Below are 23991 nucleotides of genomic sequence, written 5' to 3'. Positions count from 1 at the left end.
CCATGACCGACCTCAGCCTGCCGGTGCGCACCACCGCCTCGACCTGCTGTTACTGCGGCGTGGGTTGCGGGGTGTTGATCGAGCACGATGACCAACGTATTTACGGTGTAACGGGCGATCCTGCGCACCCGGCCAATTTCGGCCGGCTGTGCAGCAAAGGTTCGAGCCTGCACCTGACCGGCGACCTGTCGGCCCGGGCGCTGTACCCTGAGCTGCGCCTGGGTAAAAGCTTGCCGCGCAGCCGCACCGACTGGGACAGCGCACTGGATCATGCCGCACAGGTGTTTGCCCGTACCCTGCATGAGTACGGCCCGGACAGCGTGGCGTTTTACATTTCCGGGCAGCTGCTGACCGAAGACTATTACGCCTTCAACAAACTGGCCCGCGCACTGGTCGGCACCAACAATATCGACAGCAATTCGCGGCTGTGCATGTCGTCGGCCGTGGTTGGCTACAAACGCAGCCTGGGTGCTGATGCGCCGCCGTGCAACTATCAGGACATCGAGCTGGCCGACACCCTGCTGATCGTCGGCAGCAACATGGCTTACGCCCACCCGATCCTGTTCCGGCGTCTGGAGCAAGCGAAAAGCCAGCGCCCGGACATGAAGATCATCGTCGTCGACCCACGGCGCACCGACACCTGTGAACTGGCCGACCTGCACCTGGCGATTCAGGGTGGCAGTGACGTGGCGCTGTTTCACGGCATCCTGCACCTGTTGATCTGGGACGAGCAGATCGACCGCGACTATATCGAGGCGCACACAGAAGGCTTTGCCGAACTCAAGGCCCTTGTGCGCGACTACACGCCTGAGCACGTGGCACGTCTGTGCGATATCAGCATCGAGGACTTGCACACCTGCGCCCGGCTGATCGGCCAGGCGCCAGCGTTCCTGTCGCTGTGGTGCATGGGGCTTAACCAGTCCACTGCCGGCAGCGCCAAAAACAGCGCGCTGATCAATCTGCATCTGGCCACCGGGCAAATCGGCCGCCCCGGCGCCGGCCCCTTCTCGCTGACCGGCCAGCCCAACGCCATGGGCGGGCGTGAGACCGGCAGCCTGTCCAACCTGCTGCCAGGCCACCGCGAAGCCGGCAACCCCGAGCATCGCCGGGAAGTCGCCGAGTACTGGGGCGTCGACGCGCTACCGGCCAACCCTGGGCTGTCGGCGGTGGACCTGTTCGAGCAGGTGCGCAACGGCACAATCAAGGCGCTGTGGATCGCCTGCACCAACCCGGCGCAATCAATGCCGGACCAGACCGCGATTCGCCAGGCACTCACCAGTTGCCCGTTCGTGGTGTTGCAGGAAGCTTTCCATACCACCGAAACCGCACACTATGCCGACCTGCTGTTGCCGGCCGCCAGTTGGGGTGAGAAGCAAGGCACGGTGACCAACTCCGAACGGCGCATCTCCAACGTGCGCAAGGCGATTGCCGCGCCAGGCGAAGCACGGGCCGACTGGTCGATCACTGTCGACTTCGCCCGCCGCCTGCAAGCGCGGCTGCTGCCCGGCAGTGCGCCGCTGTTTGACTTCCCGACCCCCGAGTCGCTGTTTGACGAATACAAGCAACTGACCCGTGGCCGCGATCTGGACCAGTCAGGTATCAGCCGCGACCTGATCGACAGGCTCGGGCCGCAGCAATGGCCATTTCCCGAAGGCGCCACGGCAGGCACCGCGCGGCTGTATGCCGATGGGCTATTCCCGACCGCGACAGGCCGGGCGCGTTTTGTCAGCGACGCCTATGCAGCCCCGGTCGAGCGCCGCGACGCCCGGTTTCCGCTGACCCTCAACACCGGCCGCCTGCGCGATCACTGGCACGGCATGAGCCGCACCGGCACCGCAGCGCGGCTGTTCGGCCATGTCAGTGAAGCGGTACTGAGCGTCAACCCCGATGACATGCAACGCCAACGCTTGCAGGACGGCGACCTGGTGCAACTGCATAGCCGGCGCGGCAGCCTGGTGGTGCCCATCAGCGCCGACGACAGTCTGCGGGCCGGGCACGTCTACCTGCCGATGCACTGGGGCGACCGGTTTCTCAAAGGCGGCGTCAACCAGTTGACCCAGCCCGCCTATGACCCGCTGTCCAAACAGCCGGAACTGAAACACGCCGGCGTGCGCCTGGAGCGAGCCAACCTGCCGTGGCGCTTGTTCGCCCTGATCGAGGGTGACGTGCAGCGCCATTTGCAGGCGCTGCGCCCGCTGTGTGAGGCGTTCGGCTACGCCAGCCTGAGCCTGATCGGCCGCGAGCGGGCGGCGCTGGTGATCCGCGCTGCGCATCCGGCGCCGCCAGATGCCGCGCTGCTGGCGCAGATCGATCAACTGCTGAACCTGGACCACGGCCCGGTGATTGCCTACGACGACCCCAAACATGGCGTCGGCAAACGGGTCCGTATCGAGCACAACCGGATAACCTCGCTGCGCCTGGCCGGCGAAACCCTGGCTCAGCACTGGCTGCAGAACCTGTGGCTCGAAGGCCGGGCCGACCAGCCGCTGCGGCGCTGGATGCTCGCCCCGCTAAGCAGCGAGCCTGGCAAAAGCGCGTTCCAGAACCGCGACAAGGTTCTGTGTAACTGCATGAACGTCAGCCAGAGCGCGATCAGCGCCGGGATCGAACGCGGGCTGGGGCTCGATGAACTCAAACAACAATTAGGCTGCGGGACTCAATGCGGGTCTTGTGTGCCGGAAATAAAACGCCTGATCAATCTGGTCGCCGTACCCTGAATGAGGAATACCTGATGAGCGCAAAAGTCTGGCTGGTGGGCGCAGGCCCTGGCGATCCTGAATTGCTGACCCTCAAGGCGGTGCGGGCGCTGGGCTGCGCCGATGTGGTGATGATCGATGATCTGGTCAACCCGGCGGTGCTGGAGCACTGCCCGGCGGCCCGGGTGATCAAGGTCGGCAAGCGTGGCGGCTGCCGCTCGACGCCGCAGGCGTTCATTCACCGGCTGATGCTGCGCTATGCCCGGCAGGGCAAGTGCGTGGTACGGCTCAAGGGCGGTGACCCGTGCATTTTTGGCCGTGGCGGCGAAGAGGCGCAGTGGCTGCGTGAACGCGGCGTCGAAGCAGAGCTGGTCAACGGCATTACCGCCGGCCTTGCCGGGGCCACCCAATGCGATATCCCGCTGACCTTGCGCGGCGTCAGCCGCGGCGTAACGCTGGTGACGGCGCATACCCAGGATGACAGCGAGTTGAACTGGCAGGCGCTGGCGCAGGGCGGCACCACGCTGGTGGTGTATATGGGCGTGGCCCGCCTGAGCGGGATTTGCGCAGGGTTGCTGGCCGGCGGCATGCGTGCCGACATGCCGGTGGCGATGATCGAAAACGCCTCGTTGCCGCACCAGCGCGAGTGCCGCAGCACCCTGGGCAACATGCAGCGCGATGCATTGGCATTTGCCCTGCAAAGCCCGGCAGTGCTGGTGATTGGCGAAGTGGCGGCGGCACAATCGGTCGCGGCGAGCCCGCTCGCGCAGGCTGTGGCTGGCTGATTGCTGCGCGGCGAGCGCGCCCGCCAGCGCCTTCGCCGCGGACCCGCTGGCACGCTGGCACGCTGGCACGCTGGCACGCTGGCACGCTGGCACGCCAGGCAGTGTCATTTCTGTCAGGTTTCAGATGCAATGATCAGCGCTATGCTGGGCCGCAGGTTTCCATGGATGAGGACCTTGCGATGAACCGTAATCAGCAACCGGCAAACGGCTGCGCTAGCGACACCCCCCTCCCCGTCAGGCTGACCCACAAGGAACTGGAGACCCTGCACTGGGTGATCCGCGGCAAGACCGCCTGGGAAATCGCCCGGATCCTGGGGCGTAGCGAAGCGGTGATCAACTTTCATCAGGGCAACATTCGCCGCAAGTTCGGCGTGTGCAATATGCGGACGGCACTGGTGAAGGCGATTGAAATGGGGATTGTCGAGTTGAATGGATGAAGTTGAAAGCAGAGCGGCTTCGGGTAAAGCCGCTCTGTGAGAGGTGACACGGTTTCAACCTACCCTGCCCCCGGCGTCCGGCAGACACTCAATCGGGATTAATGCCCAGCGACTTGTTCTCAGATGCTGAGCGAATATCATGAACCTGCGCAGCCTGAGCCTGGCCCTGCGGCGTTATGAGTGATCGCAAATACTCTTGTCGCGGAGCGTTTTTGGCTGCTGTTCGTTTAGCCTGAAAACCCGCTAACTGATCTTCGATATCTCTGCGCGATTGCTTAGTAATACCTTGGTGACCTTGACGACTCTTCGCGTAGTCCAAGTCGGCAACCGTCGACTTCAGAGCTTTGTTATAGGTAAACAGACGGTTCTCGCTCTTAAGATATTCAGACGGATCAACCCCGCGAGCCAGCAGTTCGTCCTGGTACTTCATCAAGTCTCCGATTTTGTTCTGTTGAGCATCTTTGATCCGCTCCATATTCTGCACATCCGTAGCAGTAATCTTGCTAAGCCTTGCCGCGCCTTCCTTAGAATTGGTCGCAAACCGTGCTGGCACGCTATGAGTCCGGGTGGTCTTTACATTCCGGAACAAGCGCTTGATCGCCCCCCAGGGCGTATGCCCCGTCGGATCAGTCACATTCACCGGGTCGCCCTCGCAATACGCATACGCATTCACCCCACCCTGATCAAACGGGCTGAGGCTATCGGGGCTGTGAAAGCGCATCAGCACCGGGTTGAAGGCCCGGTAGCCGTTGCCCAGCAGTTGCCATCCGGTGGCGGGCTCGGCGTACTGTCCATTAAACGCCGGCCCGCCGTCAGCCTGGGGGCGCAGGCTCCGGTGGCCGTAGGGGGTGTAGGCACTGGCGGTGCCCCCGCTGGCGTCGGTTTCATGCAGCACGCTGTTGGCGGTGTCGGTGGCCAGCGGCCCTTGTCCGGCCTGGGCCAACAGCCTGTCGTCGCCCCATAACCAGTGTTGCCCCTGCTGGCCGTCGGTGAGGGTGCTCAGTTGCCCGGCGCAGTAAAAGCGCTGCTGGTCATCCTGGGCACTGAGCGTGTCCAGCGGATCATAGCGGTAGTGCCCGTCGCCCGCAGGACCGCTGACCTGCAACAAGCGATTGAGGGCGTCGTAGCTCAGGGTACGGCCTTGTTCGTCACGGATCAGGTTGCCATCGTCGTCATAGCTGAGCAGGATTTGCGCCGGATAATCGGCGTGGCTGTTGGTGACGCGGCTCAGCTGTACCGGGTCATCTCCGTCATAGTGATACTCGGCGTTGTTACTGCCGCCGGCGAAGGTGGTGCGTACCAGGGTCAGATTGTCCAGCGTATCGAAGCGAAACACCTGCGTTGCAATGGTTTTGCCGTACGGGTCTACCGGGCACTGGCTGCCGCTGCAGCGGTAACTGGTCAGGCGACTGCGTGGGTCGTAACCGTAAATCTCGTCACGCAGCAGCGTATCGCCTTGCTTGAGGGTCCGCTGCTTGAGCTGGTCGGTGTCGTCATACACTTGGGTCAGGGTCTGGATCACGCCGTTAAGGTCAAATTCGCGGCTGATCTCCCGGCCATGGTCGTCGTAGCCCAGGCCGGTGCCCAGACGCTGCTGGTCGTCGACGGTATCGATGCGCGCCAGCCGGCCCAGATCGTCGTAGCTGAAGGTCGCGGTGGTCTGGCCCAGGCCGGTGCTCTGCAAGCGGGCATGGGCGTCGTAACTAAGGCTCTGAGTCTGGCCCAGTACATCGATGTATTCCAGCAGCAGGCCCTGCAGGCTGTAGCGGTACTGCATCTGATACTCGCCGGTGTCGTCAATGCGCTGCTCACTCTTGAGTTCGCCGGTGCTGTAGTAAGTACGCTTCAGCGTTTGACCTTGTTCGGTGCAATCGAGCAACCGGGCGTTTTGCGGGTCATATTCGTAGCTGGCGTTGACGTTACTGGCAGGAATACGCCGCACCAGCGGGTCTTCACCCAGCGCCGGTACATAGCTGTATTCGATCCGCTGCCGGCTGGCGGTCAGCACCGAGGCCGGCCGGGTTTGTCCCGGCTCGAAGCTGTACGACTGCTCACGACCACCGACCGTGAACAGGTAGCGGCGCTCCAGGCTGTCGAATGCCTGCTGGCCCAGCTCCACGTCATTGACCGCGATGCTTACCGGCAGGTCCTCGCGGCTGTGTACGGCGTAGCGCCGGCGCACCTCGTTCTGGTCTGGCAGGATCAACGTAAGCTGGCGGTCAAACGCGTCATAGCGGTAGCCGGTGACATGACTCAGCGCGTCGATTTCTTCGACCAGCCGCCCCAATCCGTCGTAATGGTAAAGATGCCGGCCCAGGCTTTGCCCGTCGTGGGTATCGCGCTGAACATAGTCAGGCTCTTCGAACAGGTTCAACTGGGTTTCGGTCAACTCATAGCGCCTAGTGTCGCCGGCCGAGCGCTGCCGCCACTGGCGTTTGAGCGGCCCGCTGGGGCTGGCGGCCTGGTCGGTCTGCTCGACGCTCAGCACCCCGTCAGGGCCGGTCTGGCTCAGTGACTGCTGCCAGTCGTCGTAAGTGAAGGTGGTGGTCAGGCTGCGCTCGTCGCTGCCCAGCCAGTCGTACAGGGTCTCGCTACTCAATTGCCCGCGGCTGTCATATTGCGCGGCATAGATGCGCCGCCAGGCATTATCGGCATCAGCATCCTGGCGCTGTTCGGCCACCACCCGATTCAAGCCATCAAGCTCGCTGCGTACAGCCACGCCTTTGACATCCGTGACCTGCTGCCAGGCTCTCTGGCCGGTCTCGGCCACCAGCCCATAGGCATACTGGCGGGCAGCTTGATAGTCGGTGTCCGGCGCCACGGTTTCGCTCAGCACCCGCTGCAGCGCATCGTAGCGGTAGCGAATCTCTACGTCGGTGTCGTCACGGGTCAGCAGCGCCAGGCCATTGACCAGCGACTGCTCAAGCTCGATCACCTTGCGCTCAGCATCCAGGCTGCTGCTGCGGGTCTCGGTGGTGTGCAGCACAGTGCCGCCGGCGCGGCCGTTGCTGACCCGGTAGCTGTAGTCGGTCAGGTGGGTGATGCCGTTGAGGGTGACGCTCGCTTGCAGCAACCGGCCGTGGTTAAAGGTGTCGGCCGGTGCGTTGTAATAGCGTGAGGCACCGGTTTGCAGCAAGGTCTCATTACTGCTGTGCACCTGTAGCAGACGCTCTTCGGTTTGCACCAGCCACGGCTGGCCATTGCCCCCGACCGCTGGCAGGGCCTCATGGCGGTAGCGCTGGCGCAGCACCGGGGCGGCCTCGCCATGGCTGGACGACGCAGGGGTTACGGTGCTGCTGGCCAACTGACGCACGAAGCCCTCAGGGTCAGCCGGGCACTGGCCGGGCTCACCGGTTGCCGGGTACCAGGTGCGGGTTTCGATGAGGCCGCTGGCTTTGATTTCTTCGAGCAGGTTGCCAAAGCCGTCATAGCGGGTTTTCACCGTTTCGCTGCGCACCCGGTTGGGGTCGTCAAGATCGTACCAACTGTCGGTCACGGTGTCGGGCAACTGGAAAAACGCCGGTTGCTGGTCGAAGTTCAGCCGGTCATCGGCGTGGTAAACGGTTGCACTGCGCTGCGCCTTGCGGCGCTGGATGATCAGTTGTTCGGTCAGCAGATGGAAGCGGTTGAAGGTGCGCTCGGTGGTGCGCAGCGCCTGGCCGGCGTCGAACAGGGTCTCGGTGCTGCCGTACAGGTAGCTGCCGGTGATTTTGTACAAGTTGTCTTCACCGTTGTCTTCCCACACCAGACCCGAGGCGTTATTGCCGAGAAAATTGTGCACCGGGTTTACCGTGCCCGTGCCATAGCTGTAGCCCACCTCGATGAGCGGCTGGCGCGTGGCCTGGGCGTTTTCCTGCTGCGCATGATCAGCCCCGGAGACCGGACTGGGGTCAATGATGTGCCGCGTTACCCGACGCAGATTGGGCCGGCTGCTCTGGCCGGGAAAGGCATGCCCGGCGTCATCGTAGCGCAGGGTCTCGTGGGCGCCGGAAGGGGTCCAGACCTCGGTCACATGCAACAGGCCATCAAGCTCCTGATAGCCCAGGCGCCAGCCGGCCTGCTCGGCAGTGGGCAAGGTGATCCGCGACACCCGGTTATCGTGACCGCTCAGGGTAAAGGTGAACTTCGCGGCAGACTGGTCAGGGTCCAGCGTCAACACCACCTCGCTGGCGGAGCGCTCCAGGGTCAGCAAACGGCGCTGGCTATCGCGCACCTCGGCCAGCAGCGCCTGACCATTGAAGTAGGTGTAGCTCAGGCTGATGCGACGCCCGTTGGCAGCGCGGATTTCCACTGGCAAGGCCGGGCTGTCGCCACCCATGGCCTGCAGAATCTCCACCTGGCCCGACTTGTGAGCGATGCGGTACTGATTACCGACCAGTTCGGCAGCATGAAAGCTGTCGAGCTTTTTCTCCTTCATCAGCATCTGGCCGTTGGCGTGCTCGGTCACTTTGAAACTCTCGCCACTGCTGAGTGAGAGCATCTGCGACGCCGGGTGGTACTGCGACAGTTGCAGGTTCCAACCATGGCCGTAGCCGGAGTCCTGATTGTTGAGCGGGTTGAAGACCAGCGTCAGCGGCAGCGCAGGGCCGGCCAGCTCGTCGCTTTGCAGCTCCGGCAGGCTGATCGACAGCGTGTACAAACCGGTACGCGGGTCGACGCCGCCATTAATGAAACTCATGAAGTTGAATGCATTGGAATGCAGTGATGTAGAGGCAGTCATGCTGCACCTCGAGTGAGGAATAATGGCCGATGACGCGGCCCCACTGCATGGCCGCGCCCTTATGGGGTTACAGAACGCTCAGCAACAAGGTATTGCGGCTGTCGGCGGTTTCCATGGGGGCAAAGCCAATGGCCAGCCGGTGCGCGTTGCCGTTCTTGTCAAGCAGGTCGACCTTGAGCGACTGCTCCAGAGCACTGGCGTCGGCCGAACTGGTGTAGCGCACGTCGTCAGTGCGCAACAGGCTGACCAGCAACTGGCCTTCACCCACCTCTTCACCAGCGATGAGGCTCTGGTCCAGGGTCTTGCCGGGCATCAACTTGGCCAGACGTGGGTCGTACTGAATCCGTCGCGGGTCTTGCTGGTTTTGCTCGTCGTTGAACAGGTAGCCGGTGTAGCTGAACATGGTTTCGTTAACCCGGCGGCTCTCCCACTGAATCAGCGACTGGTTGGCTTCGAACTCGCAGCGCATGAAGCGCACGGTCTTGCCGTCCTTGCCGGTGAACTCCAGGTACCAGTAGTCGGTGGTGGTCAGAAAAAAGTCATAGTCTTCCTGCTGCGGCGGGTTATTGCCGCCACCGGCCACCCGTCTGGGCGCAAAGGTATAGTCACGGGCTTCGAATGTCGGCCGGGTTACCGGCACCAATTCAATGACGTAGGGCACCTGATTGCTGCGCTGGTTGGAGTTGTGCTCGGCGAACCACTCATCAATGAAACGGGCATGCAACACTTGCGGGTTGCTGGCCCTGGTGTGCACGAACACCCGCCGCCGGGAAATGGCACCCTGCACCTGGTAACTGGCATAAGCCTGGGCACTCGCCATGGCGTCGAGCCGATTGAAGCGATTGGGCTGGGTGCTGACCGCCCAGTCGTAATGCACATCGCCTTCTATGCCTTCCTGAGTCAGGGGCAGGTAGTCCAAGGCCTGGCCGCTGTCACGATGAACCAGGGTCAGGCTACTCATCTCCTCTTCGGTGACCGGATAGTCGATACCATCGACCGGTTCGGTTTCGATCTCCACATCCACGGCAATCTGCTGGTAGCCGTTGGCCGTGGCGCGGACCTGATTGGCGGCAGCGGTGAGCTGGAAGTTTTTCAGGCGCTGCCACGACTGCGCCTGGACGAAGTCGCTGAGGCTGATAATGCTGTAGCCGCTCATCCAGACGATGCCATTGTTAAGCGCCTCGCAGCGCACCACGCTGGTCGGCGCCGACAATTGCGCCGGCGCACTGAACAGCCCTTGCGGGGTCACACTGCCCGGGCCGCTGGCGATGCTCCAGCGCAAGGCCTCGGGCGGTATGTTGGCCGGCGCGGTCAGTTGCACCTGGGCGCTGCGCCCCACCCCGCTCACATGGGGAGGATCGACGGCCAGTGACTGGTTAAAGGCCAGCAACAACACCGTGGCTTCGGTTGTCTGCCCGGTGCCGGTGTCCTTGACCTCGATGCGCTGCACGGCCAGGCCTTCGGCCCCCGACAGCTCGGTGGGTGGCGTGTAGGTCACCTGATTACCGCTGCCACTGAGGCTGCCATAACGGGGTTCGAGCAGGGTCCAGGACAGCTCTGCGCCGCTCAGGCTGGCGGCCGCCAGGCGCATGGGCCTGGGGGCGCCCGTCACATAGTGGATCGAAGCCTGCGGGGCCACGCTGATCGCGTCGAACACCACGGACACCAAGGCACTGGCCCGGCGCTGCTCACCGGTTTGCGGGTCGCGATACTCGGCGGTCACCACATTGCGCACCGTTTGCTTGCCCAATTGCTGAGCAGCAACTGCAGTGTACGCACCATTGGCAATGCTGCCGGCAGCATTGCGCGTGTTCAGGCTGCGCACGCTCCATTGCACACTGGCCGCATCAAGGCTGCGCGATGCCTGGCGTACGGTAAATGTCTGGCGGCTACCGGCCTGCAGGACCTTGAACAACGGCTCCAGAGTGATGCTGGTTAAAGCCGGGTCGATATTTCCGAACACAATCAGGTCGTGAGGCACATGACGCGAGCTTTCAACGAAGACGTTTTCGCCAGGGAACAGCAAGCTGTTGAGGATATCAAGGCGCTCTTGCTCGACATGCTCGATCATGTCCCGCGACAGCACCAGGGCCGCAGAATATTGATCATTACCCTGGCCGTCGCGGTCATCCGGGATGAAATACGGAAAACCACTGCCTTCACCCGGAAAGTAGCCAGGCGAAGGCTTGCCGCGCAGGGCGATGAAAATCAGCACCCCGCCTTCACCGTAGTTCGCCGCCCTGGCATTCTTGGCCCCCGGCGCTGCTTGGGTACGGATGTAAAAGGTGGTAGGCGTCAACGGGTTGTAGCCCTTGAGGTCCAGAGTGCCCAGCTCGAACACCCGCTTGTGGCGTGGCAACGCCTTGATAAAACCCTCGAAGGCTTCACCGATGCGGTTCTGCGCCTGCAGCTGCTCGGCCAGGGTGCACTTGAACGACAGACTGTTGCGCAGGTCGAGGGTCACCCGGCCGCGGTGGTCGACCTCGCCGACCACCATCGACAGATTGATGCTCATGATCAGGCTATAGCCCTGCTGCTCGGCCAGGGTGTAACTGGACACCAGAGTGACGGGCTTGCCGACGGGCTTGGACCAGGTGGTGACCGTACCGGCCATGATGCCCAGGGTCAGGGTAGCGCTGGAGTTATTCAGCGAGGCGGTTTCGAACGACAGCAGCGGCTTGCTGAGTACCACCGCGTGCAATTGCATCCACTCGCTCTGGTCGTCGCTGAGGTAGATTTGCTCCATGCTGAACGGCGGCAGGAAACTGAATTCATCGAAACCGGCCACGAACTGCTGCTCGAGCAGGCGGTTGAGCCGGGCCCTTCCGAACACCGAAATCGCGCCCCAGCCCTGGGTGGTTTCGCCCTGCTGCATGTAGGCCAGTAATTGTTGCCTGGAGTTGCTCATCTTTGATTTCTCCAATCAAGCGGCGCACAGGGTTCAAACATCCATGAACGCGAGGCCGGAGCTACGGGTTTGCGGATAGTCGAACAGCGGTAGCGGCAGCAGGGTAAAGCCATACTGAGTTAGGCCCCAGGCCGTGGCAGAGCCGAGCACCAAGGCAAAACGCTGCGTCAGCGTTGCCGGTGAAGTAAAAATGCCATTGCTGACCGAGCCCACACCCGCCACGACTTGCCACTGCACATCAGCGTCGGGAATTGTGTGGGCCCCGGACTTGAGCAGCAGCTTGGTCTGGTTGGCAGGCAGCGACACTGAACTGTCGCGTTGGACGGCCAGCGGCAGAATGACCAGCGGCACGATGATCCAGGCCGATTTGGTCTTGCCGGTCGCCTGGTTGCGCACCACAAGCTCTTCGACGATGAATTCCTTGTCACCTACCGTGGTGGGTGCGGTGTATTTGTATTTGCCACCCTCCAGTGCTTCAAGCCGCCCGCCGTTGGCCGGGGTCTTGAGCGACCAGCTCAGGGTGCCTGAGCGGGTGCCGGCCGACAGGGTACGGCTATGCCCGCCGTCGCAGGTTTGCACCAAGGGGCTGACAGTGATGTCATTGACCACCACCGACACCAGCGCCGAGTTGCTGTAGCTGCCGGCGGTGGCCGTGACCCTGACCCGCAGGAACGCGCCCTTGATCGTGGCCGGAGCGGTGTAGCGGCCGGCGCTGCTGATACTCCCGGGGTTTTCATCGCTGCCCAGAATGTTGTGCACAGACCAGGTCACCTGCGCCGCACCCAGCGGCTCGACCCTGAATTCCAGACTTTCGCCAGTGCCCACCAGCGGTTGCAACGGATTGACCTTGAACTTGGTCAGCGACGGGCCAACCCAGCCGAACAAGGCCATATCGCCAGGCAAGGCGATATCGTCCAGGACCACGGCATCGGTATTGCGAAACAGCAACGAATGCAACGCAAAGGTGTCGATGGGCGGCACATAGCTGAGGAACTTGGGAAAATAAAACTGTAAATCCTGAAGGTTCTGCGCCAGATAGGCTGCTCGCTGCTGGTTGAAGAGCGTGACGGCCTGATCATGGTTAGAAAAGTCCGAAGCGATACCGAGCTGAAGCTGGGCAGGCGTTGCTACGGCGGGTTCTGGCTCGATGACTTGGGAGGTCTTATTGAGTCGGTAAGCTCTGGACACTCGGGCGTCGATAACGGCATACACTCCCGCATCCATGGGCCCGGCATCGGCCCAGCAGCGGGCGACGCAGCAATAGTTGGTGGAATTGCGCTGGTAATCAACACGAATCGCGCCATCCTTGATCTGGAAATGGACGTACTGCCCCTGGCCTCGCTCCCAGTTGAACGGCGGGTCGAACGAACCCGAATTGGAATTGCCACTGCCCCAGCGGAAGGTATAACTGCTGGCCGGCAACTTGCCACCGTCAGGGTTCATTTTCCAGAATTTGGTTTCATCATTAATTTGGTAGTTCCATGCGCCTGTACCGATGTAGTCGCGGCCCAGTAGCTCCTTGGTCAGCGTCTCCATCAGAAACCTGTTGCCCAGCAGCAAGGTGGCGCTGTAGTTCTTGTCACGGTCATTGGGAATCAGGTACTTGAAGCTTTCATCCGGGTTACCGCCGTTGGCCTGCCCTTCCATGGCCACGAACACCAGCACCGCGCCGTCGCCGTAGTTATCGGCATTGCGCACCTTGGCGCCGGGTGCGGCCTGGGTGCGCAAAATGATGCTGTCTGGCTTGATGGTGCTGTTGGCGGGCTTGCTGACTTCACTGATCACCATCACCCGCTTGTCATTGGGTAGCGCCTCGAACAACTGCTGGAAGAATTCGCCGCCCAGGCGCTGTTCACGCACGTGGTCCGAATAGCTCAAGCTGAAATTACTGCTGGACTTGAGGTCCAGCACCACTTGCCCGGCCTGGGTCACCGTACCTGGTACATTCACCAGTTGCAGGTCCAGGCTCAGCTCAGGGCCGTTGAGTGGATCGACCACTTCGACGCGAGTGGCTTCCCGGCCGCCGGGAACATCCTTGAACGTAACGTGGGTACCACCGACCACCTGCATGGTCAGCTTGGCATCGGCGCTGTTGTTGCCGACGTTGGCGATCTCGAACGACAACCGCGGAAAGTCCAGGGTGTAGTCGCTGATGTACTGGCCGACGGTGTCGCTATCGCCGATATAGCCCTGCACCGGTGCCAGGTAGTTGTTGGTACTGAAGCGCTGGATGTACTCCTGCAGCAGCACGGTATTGGTGTCACTGCGGTTGAACGCCAGAATCGCACCCCAGTTCAGGGTCTTGGGCCCCTCTTTGAGCCAGTTGAGCAGTTCGCTTTTGGATAAGCCGGCCATGTTGGCGGTCCTCTTGTTGCAGACAAGTTAAGGCCGGTTCAAACCGCCTTGAATCTCAAACCGGGTGAAGGGGCTTGCTGATAATTGAGCAACGGCAAAGGCAGCAGCAGACAGCCGTTGAACACCCGTCCAGGTTCACGCTGAGTGGCCAGCAGCAAAACGAAGTGATGGCGTAGCACCGGCGGCAGGGTATAAATGCCGTCGGCATCCACCACCACCCCCTCACCATCGCCGGCCAGCACTTGCCAGCTCAGTTGGTGGCTGGGGACCAGGCTGTTGCCACCGTGCAGCACCTGAAGCTTGAGCTGGCCGGGTGCAAGCCGAGTCGTAAGCTGGGCCATGTAGTCGGGCACGATGCTATGGGTCATCGACGCAAACAGGGTCATGACCCACGCCGACTGGCTGTATCCGGTCAGTTCATCGCGCACGATGATTTCGTCGACACCGTACTCCGGCACCTGGTAGCGGTCGGGGGCCTGATAGGCACAAACACCCTCTGGCCCGGGTATCAGCCGGCCACCAGCGCTGCTATCACGCAGCGACCAAGTGAGTGGCCCCGGCGTTCTTGCCGCCGCCAACAACAGACAGCGCTGACCGCGCTGAACGATCTGCACCACCGGGTTGATGGTGATGGCGTTGGCCACCACCTGAATCAGCGCCGAGGCGCTGTGGTCATCGGTCTGGGCCTTGACGCAGACCGACAGGCCGGTGCCATCAAGGTGCTCGGGGGCGGTGTAAAGGCCATCCGGGGAAATACTGCCGGGCGCATCGCTGCTATCGAATACGTTGCGCACGCTCCAGTTCAAACCACTCAGGTCCGCCGTTGTGGTGCGCAGTTGCAGGCTTTCGCCGAGCCCCAGCAGCGCCTGCGGCGGGTCGAGCCAGAAGCGCGACGGGGGCGGCCCGAGCCGGGCACGCATGAGCAGGTCACCGGGCAAAAGTACCTCTTCGGCCAGCAACGCTGCCGGCGCGTCAAACGCCGGCACTTGCCCGATAAACGTCTGCAGTGCCGGAGCTACGGCCAGGGTCTGGGTGCAAATCGAAGCCAGAAACTCACGCAGCCGCTCGTCACGGTCTGCCGCGCTGGGCGCTACAGCCTGCAATGCCTGCGGGTCATGGGGATGGTCGGGGTCAAGCTGCCAAGTGAGTTCGACCTGCGGCGCAGCCGGGTACACCGGTTCAAGCGTGCGCAGCAACGGGTCCACGGCCAGCCCGCTGCGCAGCCGCAGGTGCCAATCGGCAATCAGGGCCGCGTACAGACGCTGATTGCTTTTCAGGTTCAGCGAAGTATCTGCCTGGGTGACATGACCGATCAGCTCGAAGTACAGGTGCCCGGCCTCGACCTCGACCCAGCTCTGGGCCACTGCATTGAGGTACACCGCAGGGGTTGCCCATAGCGTTTCGACCGGCTCGTGGTAGCCCACGGGCCTGAGCCTGAAGTGCCCCGCAGTGGGCTGCAGGCGCACAAACCCCGAGGCCTGGCTGAGCACCTGCCAACGAGCCAGGCCGTTGGTCGCGGCCAGCCATTGCGCACCCACCAACGTGTCGAGCAGCAGCCGGTTACTCAGCACCAGGCTGGTTCCTCTTGGCGCGTCCACCTCATCGGCCAGCAGCCAGGGAAAATCGGCACCCGGTGCCTCGCCCTCGGGCTGCCCGTGCATGGCAACCAACAGCAGCAACGCCCCTTCGCCCTTCTGCGCTTGACCCGGTGGCGCAGCCTGGGTCCGAATGCTCAAGCGGGCAGGCTCGATCACCTGCCCCGCTGCCCGACCGATGCCCACCAACGGCAGCGTGCCTCGCACAGCGTCCAGGCTCTTGAACAGGCATTCGAAGGATGCGGTGTCGATAAAACGCTGTTGCGGCAGGTCGCTGAAGCCGAACCCCAAGGCACTGCCCTCACGCAGGTCGAGCAGCACCTGCCCGGCACGGTCGGCATCAGGCGGGGCATTGTGCAGCGCCAGCTCAAGACTCAACTGCGGCCCATGCAGCGCATCGAACAGCCACAGGCCGGTCACCTCAAGGTGCCCCTGGACCTGTTCGAGGGTCAACTGGCGGCCGCCGGTCAACTGCATGCTCAGCCGCAGGCCCGGCGCGTCCTGTTGCAGATCAGCGCCCTCTAACGACACATGCGCGCCACCAAAGGTGCAGGCGTCGAAGTACTGCCCGGCGATTTCGTGATCACCGATAAACCCCTCGAACGGCGCAAGGTGCAGTGCACGGCCGTAGCGTGCGAGCTGGCTTTGCTCAAGCAGCGTGTCAAGGTCATGGCGGCTGAACGCCAAAATGGCGCCCCAGCCCAGGGTTTGCGGCCCGGTATGCATCAAGTCCAGCAGACGGCTTGTCGACGGGCTGGTCATTGCAGCCTCCTGTTGATTGCATGGATGACGTGGGTCAGGCGGCCGTGGTCAACATCAGGCTGGGGAATTCAAGCTCGGAATGTCCTTCGTCGAAGCTGACCCACACGCGCAGGGTCAACCGTGCACCGTTACCCAACCCCAGCAGATAGGCGCGCGACAGGGTGGCCAGAACTTTGCCCGCCTGCAGGTGCGCGTCGGTCACCACGGCGGCGTCCAGCACCGTCTCGTTGCGGCTGCTCTCAGCCAGGATCGTGACCTGCTGGCCAGGCGCCATGAACATCCAGCGATTGAGGGTGACCTGCACGCCAGCGGCCGGCACACAGGCCAGGCTCAGTTGCCCGTCGCTGACGCAGGCGCACTGCACGGTGCTGAACTGCGTTCTGGGCACCGCCACCACCCGCAGGTCGAAGGACCGTGAGGTGGCCTGCGGCTGGCCGACACGACTCACGCGGTACAGCACATTCAGGCGTTTGCCCATGTTGGCCGGCACCGCACTGGCAGGAATACTGAACTGCCGCGGATCGCTGGCATCGGCCTGCTCGGCGAGGTAATCGCCCGTGCTGCCAAAGCCCTGCCAGTGCACTTGCACCTGGTCGCCAGCGTCCAGCTCGACCTCATTGGCGATGCGCACCTTGGCGCCGCTGCGCAGCAGCATGGCCTCGATGTAGCCACGCCCCGGTTGGGGGTCGTTCAGTTCCGGCAGCGCGTTGACGACGATCGGCGCGACCGGCCGCCAGGCGGCGCGTACCGCCACTTGCAAGCTGTGCGAAGAGCCGGCCGCACCAGCCCTGGCGTATTGCCAGGTGAAGCTCAGGCTGGCATCGAGCTGCGCCGTCAGCCAGTCGGGCGCCAGGCTGAACAGCAAGGCGCCGGCGTCGACCTGCTCCTGGCCGACCCGCTGCGCCAGGATCCGGCTCTGCCCGGCCCGGCTACTGGTGGCGTAGAGCAATGCCTGATCGCCAGGTTGCATGCCGTTCCAGGCGGCCACCCGCAGCACCAGGCCCTGCGGAAAATCCTCAGGGTCCAGAGCCGGGCCGGCATGGCCGTCGATGCTTGCGGCGGGTAACAGCGGCGCAGTCGGCGCGCTGATAGCGAGCCGCTGCAGCGGTGCCTGGTCCTCGGCGCGCTGTCCCTCACTGGGTTGGGCATCGGCGTACTGCACCCGGTAGCCAAGCTCGGCATGGCCACCGGCAACGAATATCACGTAGGTGCTGTCCAGCCCGGTACTCAACACCTGTCCGGGCTGCGTCACGGTAAAGCTGTGCTGCCAGGGATCATCCGCCCAGCCATCATCGAAATAGCCTTGCCAGGTCAGGGTCACCCGGTCGCCACTGGTCATGCGCGGATAGGGGGCGATGGCCAGGGTGAAGCTGGCGCCGGGCTGGTCCGGGTCTAGGTGCAGGTCGTGGGATTCCTTCAGTTGTGCTACTGGCAGTGTGTTTTGCATCTGACGGCTCCTTCTGATCGCTCAGCCAGGACATGGCTCGGTGGCCGCGTGACATTGGCTGATGGTTCAGAACTTGTAAGCCAGAGAGCAGCGCAGTTCTACCTAGCAAAGTCCGCAGGTGGTGTTCTGCGGTGCACTATTTAAAGTCTGGCTCAATGAGTGATCCGATAAACAACAGACGGTACTCGCCATGAATAAAAGTACGATAAAACGGCTGCGCAACTGCATCCTGGCGGCGCTTCTGGCAGGCTCTGCGAACAGCTTTGCGCACGCGCCACAAGCCGATCCACTCTCACAAGGAGCGATCACGTTCTATTACCCCGACGGTTCGCAACAGTGCAGTTTCGAGATCTATTCACGCGATATCTATTTTGCTGAAGAAGGAGACTCGCATAATAAATGCGCCTATCTGCAACGGGGCAGTACATTCAAAATCACCAATGCGCCTTCCACCGTGCAGATTCAGCTTTACCACCAACTCATGACCGACTGGGGGCTGCGTACTTATAACAGGCGACAAATCAAAACCATCAAAGAGCCGACCACTATCACCACCCCCGTTGCCATCGCCGACCTTAGAACATTGCCGGCCGGTAGCGTCGTCGCGCCCGGTGTCAGATATATCGGTTACGACGAGTACATCGCATCCAGCAATCCGGACAACATTGAGTTCGTCCGGATCGATTTTCAAACCGCTGCAATCGCAGCGTCCCCCAAGCTGACCCTCGAAGGCGCCAACGGCGCCAACCACTGCACCCTGAACTTCGAGACCGCCGAGTACCGCTTCGAAGACAGCGATCCGTGCAAGAACGACCAGGCGGTGGGCATCGAGCTGGAACATGCGCCGTCGGCCTCGAACATTCTGCTCACCGACGACGACGCCGTCAGCGGCACGCCGGGTTGTACCACCGACAACCCCGGCAATTACTTCTGGATCATGCTGCGCACCATCAAGGAAGACGTCAGCGTGCCGCCCATCGATCTCGACGACATCGTTGCCACCCCTCGAGGCTCGGTGGTCGCGCCCGGGGTGCAAGTGATCGACTACTACCAGAACCCACCCGGTAGCACACCGAAACGCCGCACCTCCTGCGTCAAGATCGAGGTCGATGCACCGGTGCCCTCCGTCCCGTTGCCCCGGCCCTGAGCCGCCCCCTACCGCGAGGTGCCCGCCATGGCCACTGCCCTGCACTCCAACGCCCTGAACTTCATGAGTTTCATCGAGGGAGGTGTCGACCCACGCACCGGGCTGTATACCTTCAGCGTCAACCTGCCAGAACTGCACAGCGATGATCTGGCTGGCCCCGCCGTGCCGCTGGCGCTGGGCTTCAGCCCACTGAATAACGAAGACACCGGCCTGGGCCTGGGCTGGAGTCTGCAACTGAGCCGCTACCACCGCGATACGCGGATCCTGTCGCTGAGCACCGGCGAAGCCTTCAAAGTCACCGAGGTCGATGGCCGCGGACAAATGCTGATGAAAGAGAAAAAGCTCGACAGCTTTCATGCTGCCGAGCTGGTCGGCAATCAGTACCGCATTGCTCACAAGTCCGGGCTGGTCGAGACCCTGCAGGAAATGGGCAGCGATGAGCGCCCGGTTGCGCTGCCAGTAAAGATCCAGTCGGCCGATGGCCGCCAGGTGACCCTGAGCTACGAGTATTTCAACGGCCAGCCACTGCTAGCCGAGGTGCGTGACCGCCAGCGCCGCCTGCTGACCCTGCAACGCACCAGCAATCAGGTGCTGCTGAGCCTGGACCCGGACCACAGTGCTGCGCTGTTCAGCTTTACCCTGGGCGGTGCGGACAACCGGGTCGAGCGCATCAGCTTGCCCACCGTTGAGCAGGCCGGCTGGCGCCTGCAATACCAGGCATTGGGCGGCCTGCTGCACGTCAGCGAAGTCTGGACCCCCAGCGGTGCCCACGAACGCCTGCGCTACGACGATGCCGGGCATGCCTTCCCTGGCGCCACCGGGCGGCCCAACCTGCGCCGGGTGACCGGGCACAGTACCGACCCCGGCCGGGGCCAGCCCCCCATCGAAGTGGGTTACAGCTATGGCAACCGTGACGTGCCGGCGATGCAGAATTTTCTAGGCTTCAACGCTTCGGGGCTGGTGTGGGAAGACAACGGCCTGGACAACCTGTACAGAATCACTGGCAGCTACCTGTACGGCAGCAGCGAAATCCTGCTGGAGGGCGGCCAGCCGGTGCGCACCATCGAGCGCACCTTCAACCGCTTCCATCTGCTGACCGAACAACTCACCACCCAAGGCCGCAAGGTACGCCGCAGCGCCACGCGCTACCACGCAAGCGACGACCTGGACTTCGACCAGCAACCGGCGTTTTTCCAGTTGCCCGACACCGTGACCGACAGTTGGTACGATCTTGACGACCCCAACCGGGTGCGCAGCGAAACGGTGAAAACCCGCTATGACGGCTTTGGCAACCTGCTCGAAGAAATCAAAGCCAGCGGCCTCATCGAAACCCGCACCTGGTACCCGGCAACCGGTGAGCCCGGCCAGTGCCCGGCTGACCCTGAGGGCTTCGTGCGTCAGTTGGCCAGCAGCACCGTAACCCCTGCGTCGTCCAGCCATGGCGAGGCCGCCCCGGTGCTGCGCCATCGCTATCGCTACCAGGCCCTGGCCAGCGTTGCCGACGCCGGCCAGCCCTGGCTGGTGATGAGCGAAGACCAGTTGCTGCAAGTGGAGCAAAGCCATGAGACGCTGCTGCAACGCATCGAATCCAGCTACCTCGACGCACCGGCTGACCGCTTCGGGCATGGCCGCCTGCTGCAGGAGCGCCTGACCCTCAATGGCGTGACCCACCTCACCGATTACCGCTACAGCACTAACCCGGAGCGGCACGTGCTGCACACCGAGCAGACGCTCAGCAGCAGCCTGGATGCCGAGCGCAAGCTGATCAGCCTGGAGCATTCGTTGCTCAGTGGCTTGCTGCTGTTGACCCATGAGGCCGACAATGATGTGCAGATCCGCTACCAGTACGATGCCCTGCAACGGGTGACCCTGGAGACCGTGGCCCCGGATGACCCGCAGTACCAGGCGAGCCGCCAATACCGCTATGGGCTGGTGGGCGCTGGCGGGCAAACGGCCTGGCAGGAAGTCACCGACGTCAAGGGGCTGACCCGGCGTAGCGAGCTGGACGGCCTGAGCCGGGTCATCGAAGAACAACGCCAGGACGTCGATGGCGACAACGCCCTGCGGCGTACCTATACCGCGCAGTACGACGCCCGCGGTCGGCTGGCCAGCGAGACCGAATACGACTGGCTGGCCAGCCGCAACCTGGCCCTGACCCGCAGGCAAGGCTACGATGACTGGGGCCAGGCGGTCAGCGAAACCGGCCCAGACGGGGTGCTCAGCTTTAGCCTGAACGAGCCCTTTGGCTGGCTGGATCCGCAGGGCGCCTACAGGCCGGCCCAGCTCAGTTGGCAACAACCCGATGCCGCCACCAATCAACGCTTTGGCCTGACCATCAGCCAGCTCAATGCCTTTGGCAAGCCTGACAGCATTGAGCGTTTCGACCTGGACGGGCACAGCCTGGGCCAGCAACTGAGCTTCTATGACGGCCTGGGCCGCTGTGTGCAAAGCGTCGACCTGCAGGGCTACACCACATCCTACCGCTACGACGCGTTTGACCGGTTGCTGTGCACCACCTTGCCCAATGGCGACCAGGTGCTACGCCAGTTCACCGCGCACAGCAGCGCCGAGCTGCCCAGTCAGCTTCAGGTACAGCCAGCCAATGCGGGCCTGCCAACGATTACGGTGGGCGAGCAGGACTACGACAGCCTGGAACGGGTGGTGCGGCTCAAGACCGGTACGCGCACCGAACAGTATCGCTATGCGCCCGGCCAGGCCCAGGCCAGCGAGCGGATCAGCGCTGCCGGTGCGTCGATTCACTACCGCTACGCACCGGGGCTGACCGCCGAGCCGCTGAGCACCGAAGCCCCCGACGAGCAGGTAAGCTTCGACTACGACCGGCTCAGTGCGCAGTTGCTCAGCGCCAGTAACAGCCAAGGCAGCCGCCATTACCGTTACGACAGCACCGGGCAACTGCGTGAAGCCACCTGGCACACCGCACAAGGCAGTTGGACATCCGAGTACCAGCACTCGCTGCTGGGCCGGGCGTTGCACAGCCGCGGCATCGATGGTTTGCACACTGACCGGCACTATGATGCGCAAGGCCGGCTGCAATCGCTGACCCAAGGCAATATTCAGGCCGCGTTCGAATACGACGCGTTGGGCCGGCCCAGCCGGATTGTTACCAACAGCCCGGACAACAGCCTGGACACCCGTCTGGAATACGACGAGCACTCGCGCGAGGTGCTGCGAACTCTGTACCCCACTGGCCAATCGGCACTGAGCCTGAGCCAGGCCTGGCGCAATGATGACCAGTTGCTTGAACGCCACCTGCAGCAAGGCGGCAACAGCCTGCTGCGGGAAACATTCAACTATGACAACCGTGGTCGGCTGATCGACTACCGCTGCGACGGCAGCCAGTTGCCCGCCGACGAACAGGGCAACCGCATCAAGCAGCAGCTGTTTCGCTTCGACGCGCTGGATAACCTGACCCTGAGCATCAGTCGGTTTGCCGACGCGCCCCCTGAGAGTTCCTCCGACCATGCAACCTACAGCTACGCGGCCGACGACCCCTGCCGCTTGCAGCAGATCACCCACACCCACCCCAGCTACCCAGCCTACATCGACTTCGCCTACGACGCGGACGGCAACCAGCTCAATGACCAGCACGGCCGCCGCCTGCACTACGACAGCCAGGGTCGCTTGCTGGACCTGCACGGCCCCGCCGGCGAACCCTTGGGGCAGTACCGCTATGACGGCCACAACAGCCTGCTGAGCATCACCGGGGACAATGCCGAGCCGCGCTGGCATTTCTTTGATGAGCAGGGGCTGGGCAGCACCGTACAGGCGCAAACCCACACCCATTATCTCAGCGAGGGCGGCACGCCTCTGGCGCAACAGAGCAATGACAGCGCGCCGACGCTGTTGCTTGCCTGCAACGCTGCAAACAGTGTGGTGGCCGAGCTGCAGGATCAGCAGTACCGGCATGCGCGGTATAACGCCTGGGGGCAACGCAGCAGCGGGCAAGACGAGCCGCTGCTCAGCACCGCCGGCTTCAACGGCGAACCGCAGGATGCACTGACCGGCTGCTACCTGCTGGGCCAGGGTTACCGCGCCTACAACCCGGCGCTGATGCGGTTTCACAGCCCCGACAGCCTGAGCCCATTCGGCGCCGGCGGGCTGAACCCCTATGCCTACTGCCTGGGCAACCCGGTGGCCTTCCAGGACCCCAGCGGCCACAGCGTCGGCCAGCTCGAATACAGCCGGTTCAAACCCAACGTCGGCGGCATCGCCTTGAACCTGTTGATCAGCGCGGTCTTCACAGGTCTTGCCATCGGCACCCTGGGCTCGGCCACCCCGTTCATCATGGCCATCAGCATCGCCGGCGCCGGCGCCGGCGTGATCGGCACCGGCTACACCACCGCCGCGATGCTGCAACGCGACCCGAAAAAGGCCCAGCAACAGAGTGAAATTGGTGCAGCCGCTCATCGCCTGGAAATGCTTTTCGGCTTAGCGTTCATGGCCAAGGGCATGGGCAAGTGGTTGGTGAAAAAAACTGCGGCCCTGCCGTTGAAACGTGACTGGCAAGGCAATGCCGAAGAGCTCTGGCAAACAAAGTACAAGTTCATGGGGAGCTCCGCTGACCAGCAACCCCTGATACAGGACATGCAGGTCTACAATCGTTTCAGACCGAGTAAAGCAACGCAGACTGAAGATTTTCTTATCAACCCAAGGCCGCAAACGTCGCCTTTGTCGTCGCCAGCAGTCAGCCGGCAACCGAGCATCTCAAGCTCTGGCAGCAGCGCTGTAAGCGAAGCATCGCTCCCGGTACAGGCAGCGCCGAAGATAGTTGGAAAACCCATTCCCCCATCAGCGCAATGGCCAACAGTGCAGAGCGCTAGCGGGCTGAAACATGCTACGGGCCTTCCAACAGCTGGCAATCCGACCTATCAGTTCACGGTCCCGGAAATCAGAAAACCGAACTGATTAATTTAGCAATGAGAACTCTTGCAGCAGGCCGCTAGAACTATACATGTATAGATTACTTGATGGCCTTTTGCCAAGCCTTCTAGCTCCTACAAAACTACGGGAATTTTTCCTACTTCCGCGTGGAACCTTCCTATATCGACCTTCGTGCGCCACGCCTATTCTTTGCGCCGCCTTGTAGGACGTTACTTACAACCGGTTGGTAATTCACTT

The 23991-nt window shown here is 62.7% G+C and carries 10 protein-coding genes; 5 read left to right on the top strand and 5 right to left on the bottom strand.

Annotated elements, in window-relative coordinates; all coding sequences use genetic code 11:
- Positions 1–2 precede the first annotated feature (2 nt).
- The 3 genes from NJC38_RS01430 (at position 3) to NJC38_RS29000 (ending at position 3918) form a co-directional block, all read left to right on the top strand.
- Complete coding sequence (locus NJC38_RS01430; protein ID WP_253110610.1) at positions 3–2717, top strand: nitrate reductase; 2715 nt, start codon at positions 3–5, stop codon at positions 2715–2717.
- Between the two features lie 14 nt (positions 2718–2731).
- Positions 2732–3481: a uroporphyrinogen-III C-methyltransferase gene (gene cobA, locus NJC38_RS01425; RefSeq protein ID WP_253110607.1), complete on the top strand. Its 750-nt coding sequence runs from the start codon at positions 2732–2734 to the stop codon at positions 3479–3481.
- Between the two features lie 179 nt (positions 3482–3660).
- A complete protein-coding gene (locus tag NJC38_RS29000) occupies positions 3661–3918 on the top strand; it encodes a helix-turn-helix domain-containing protein (RefSeq protein ID WP_290447098.1) in 258 nt (85 codons plus the stop codon).
- An 88-nt stretch (positions 3919–4006) separates the two neighbouring features.
- Here NJC38_RS29000 and NJC38_RS01415 read toward each other — a convergent pair whose 3' ends face one another.
- From NJC38_RS01415 to NJC38_RS01395, 5 genes are all read right to left on the bottom strand, one after another.
- Complete coding sequence (locus NJC38_RS01415; protein WP_253110604.1) at positions 4007–8638, bottom strand: RHS repeat-associated core domain-containing protein; 4632 nt, start codon at positions 8636–8638, stop codon at positions 4007–4009.
- A gap of 67 nt (positions 8639–8705) precedes the next feature.
- Positions 8706–11546, bottom strand: coding sequence for a hypothetical protein (locus tag NJC38_RS01410; protein ID WP_253110601.1), 2841 nt, complete (start codon positions 11544–11546; stop codon positions 8706–8708).
- A 33-nt stretch (positions 11547–11579) separates the two neighbouring features.
- Positions 11580–13901, bottom strand: a complete 2322-nt coding sequence (locus NJC38_RS01405) for a hypothetical protein (RefSeq protein ID WP_253110599.1) — start codon at positions 13899–13901, stop codon at positions 11580–11582.
- A gap of 38 nt (positions 13902–13939) precedes the next feature.
- Positions 13940–16258 carry a hypothetical protein gene (locus NJC38_RS01400; protein WP_253110596.1) on the bottom strand — a complete coding sequence of 773 codons (2319 nt, stop codon included), beginning with the start codon at positions 16256–16258 and terminating at the stop codon, positions 13940–13942.
- Positions 16259–16292: 34 nt separating this feature from the next.
- Positions 16293–17705: a hypothetical protein gene (locus tag NJC38_RS01395; protein ID WP_253110594.1), complete on the bottom strand. Its 1413-nt coding sequence runs from the start codon at positions 17703–17705 to the stop codon at positions 16293–16295.
- A gap of 190 nt (positions 17706–17895) precedes the next feature.
- Here NJC38_RS01395 and NJC38_RS01390 point away from each other — a divergent pair, with 190 nt between their 5' ends.
- Positions 17896–18852, top strand: coding sequence for a hypothetical protein (locus tag NJC38_RS01390; RefSeq protein WP_253110592.1), 957 nt, complete (start codon positions 17896–17898; stop codon positions 18850–18852).
- A 27-nt stretch (positions 18853–18879) separates the two neighbouring features.
- Positions 18880–23778, top strand: a complete 4899-nt coding sequence (locus tag NJC38_RS01385) for an RHS repeat-associated core domain-containing protein (protein ID WP_253110589.1) — start codon at positions 18880–18882, stop codon at positions 23776–23778.
- Positions 23779–23991: the final 213 nt, after the last annotated feature.

The sequence above is a fragment of the Pseudomonas sp. 21LCFQ010 genome (genome assembly GCF_024129905.1).
Classification (GTDB): domain Bacteria; phylum Pseudomonadota; class Gammaproteobacteria; order Pseudomonadales; family Pseudomonadaceae; genus Aquipseudomonas.
The sequence above is the reverse complement of the archived record's forward strand: the minus strand, read 5'-3'. Positions and strand labels throughout refer to the sequence as shown.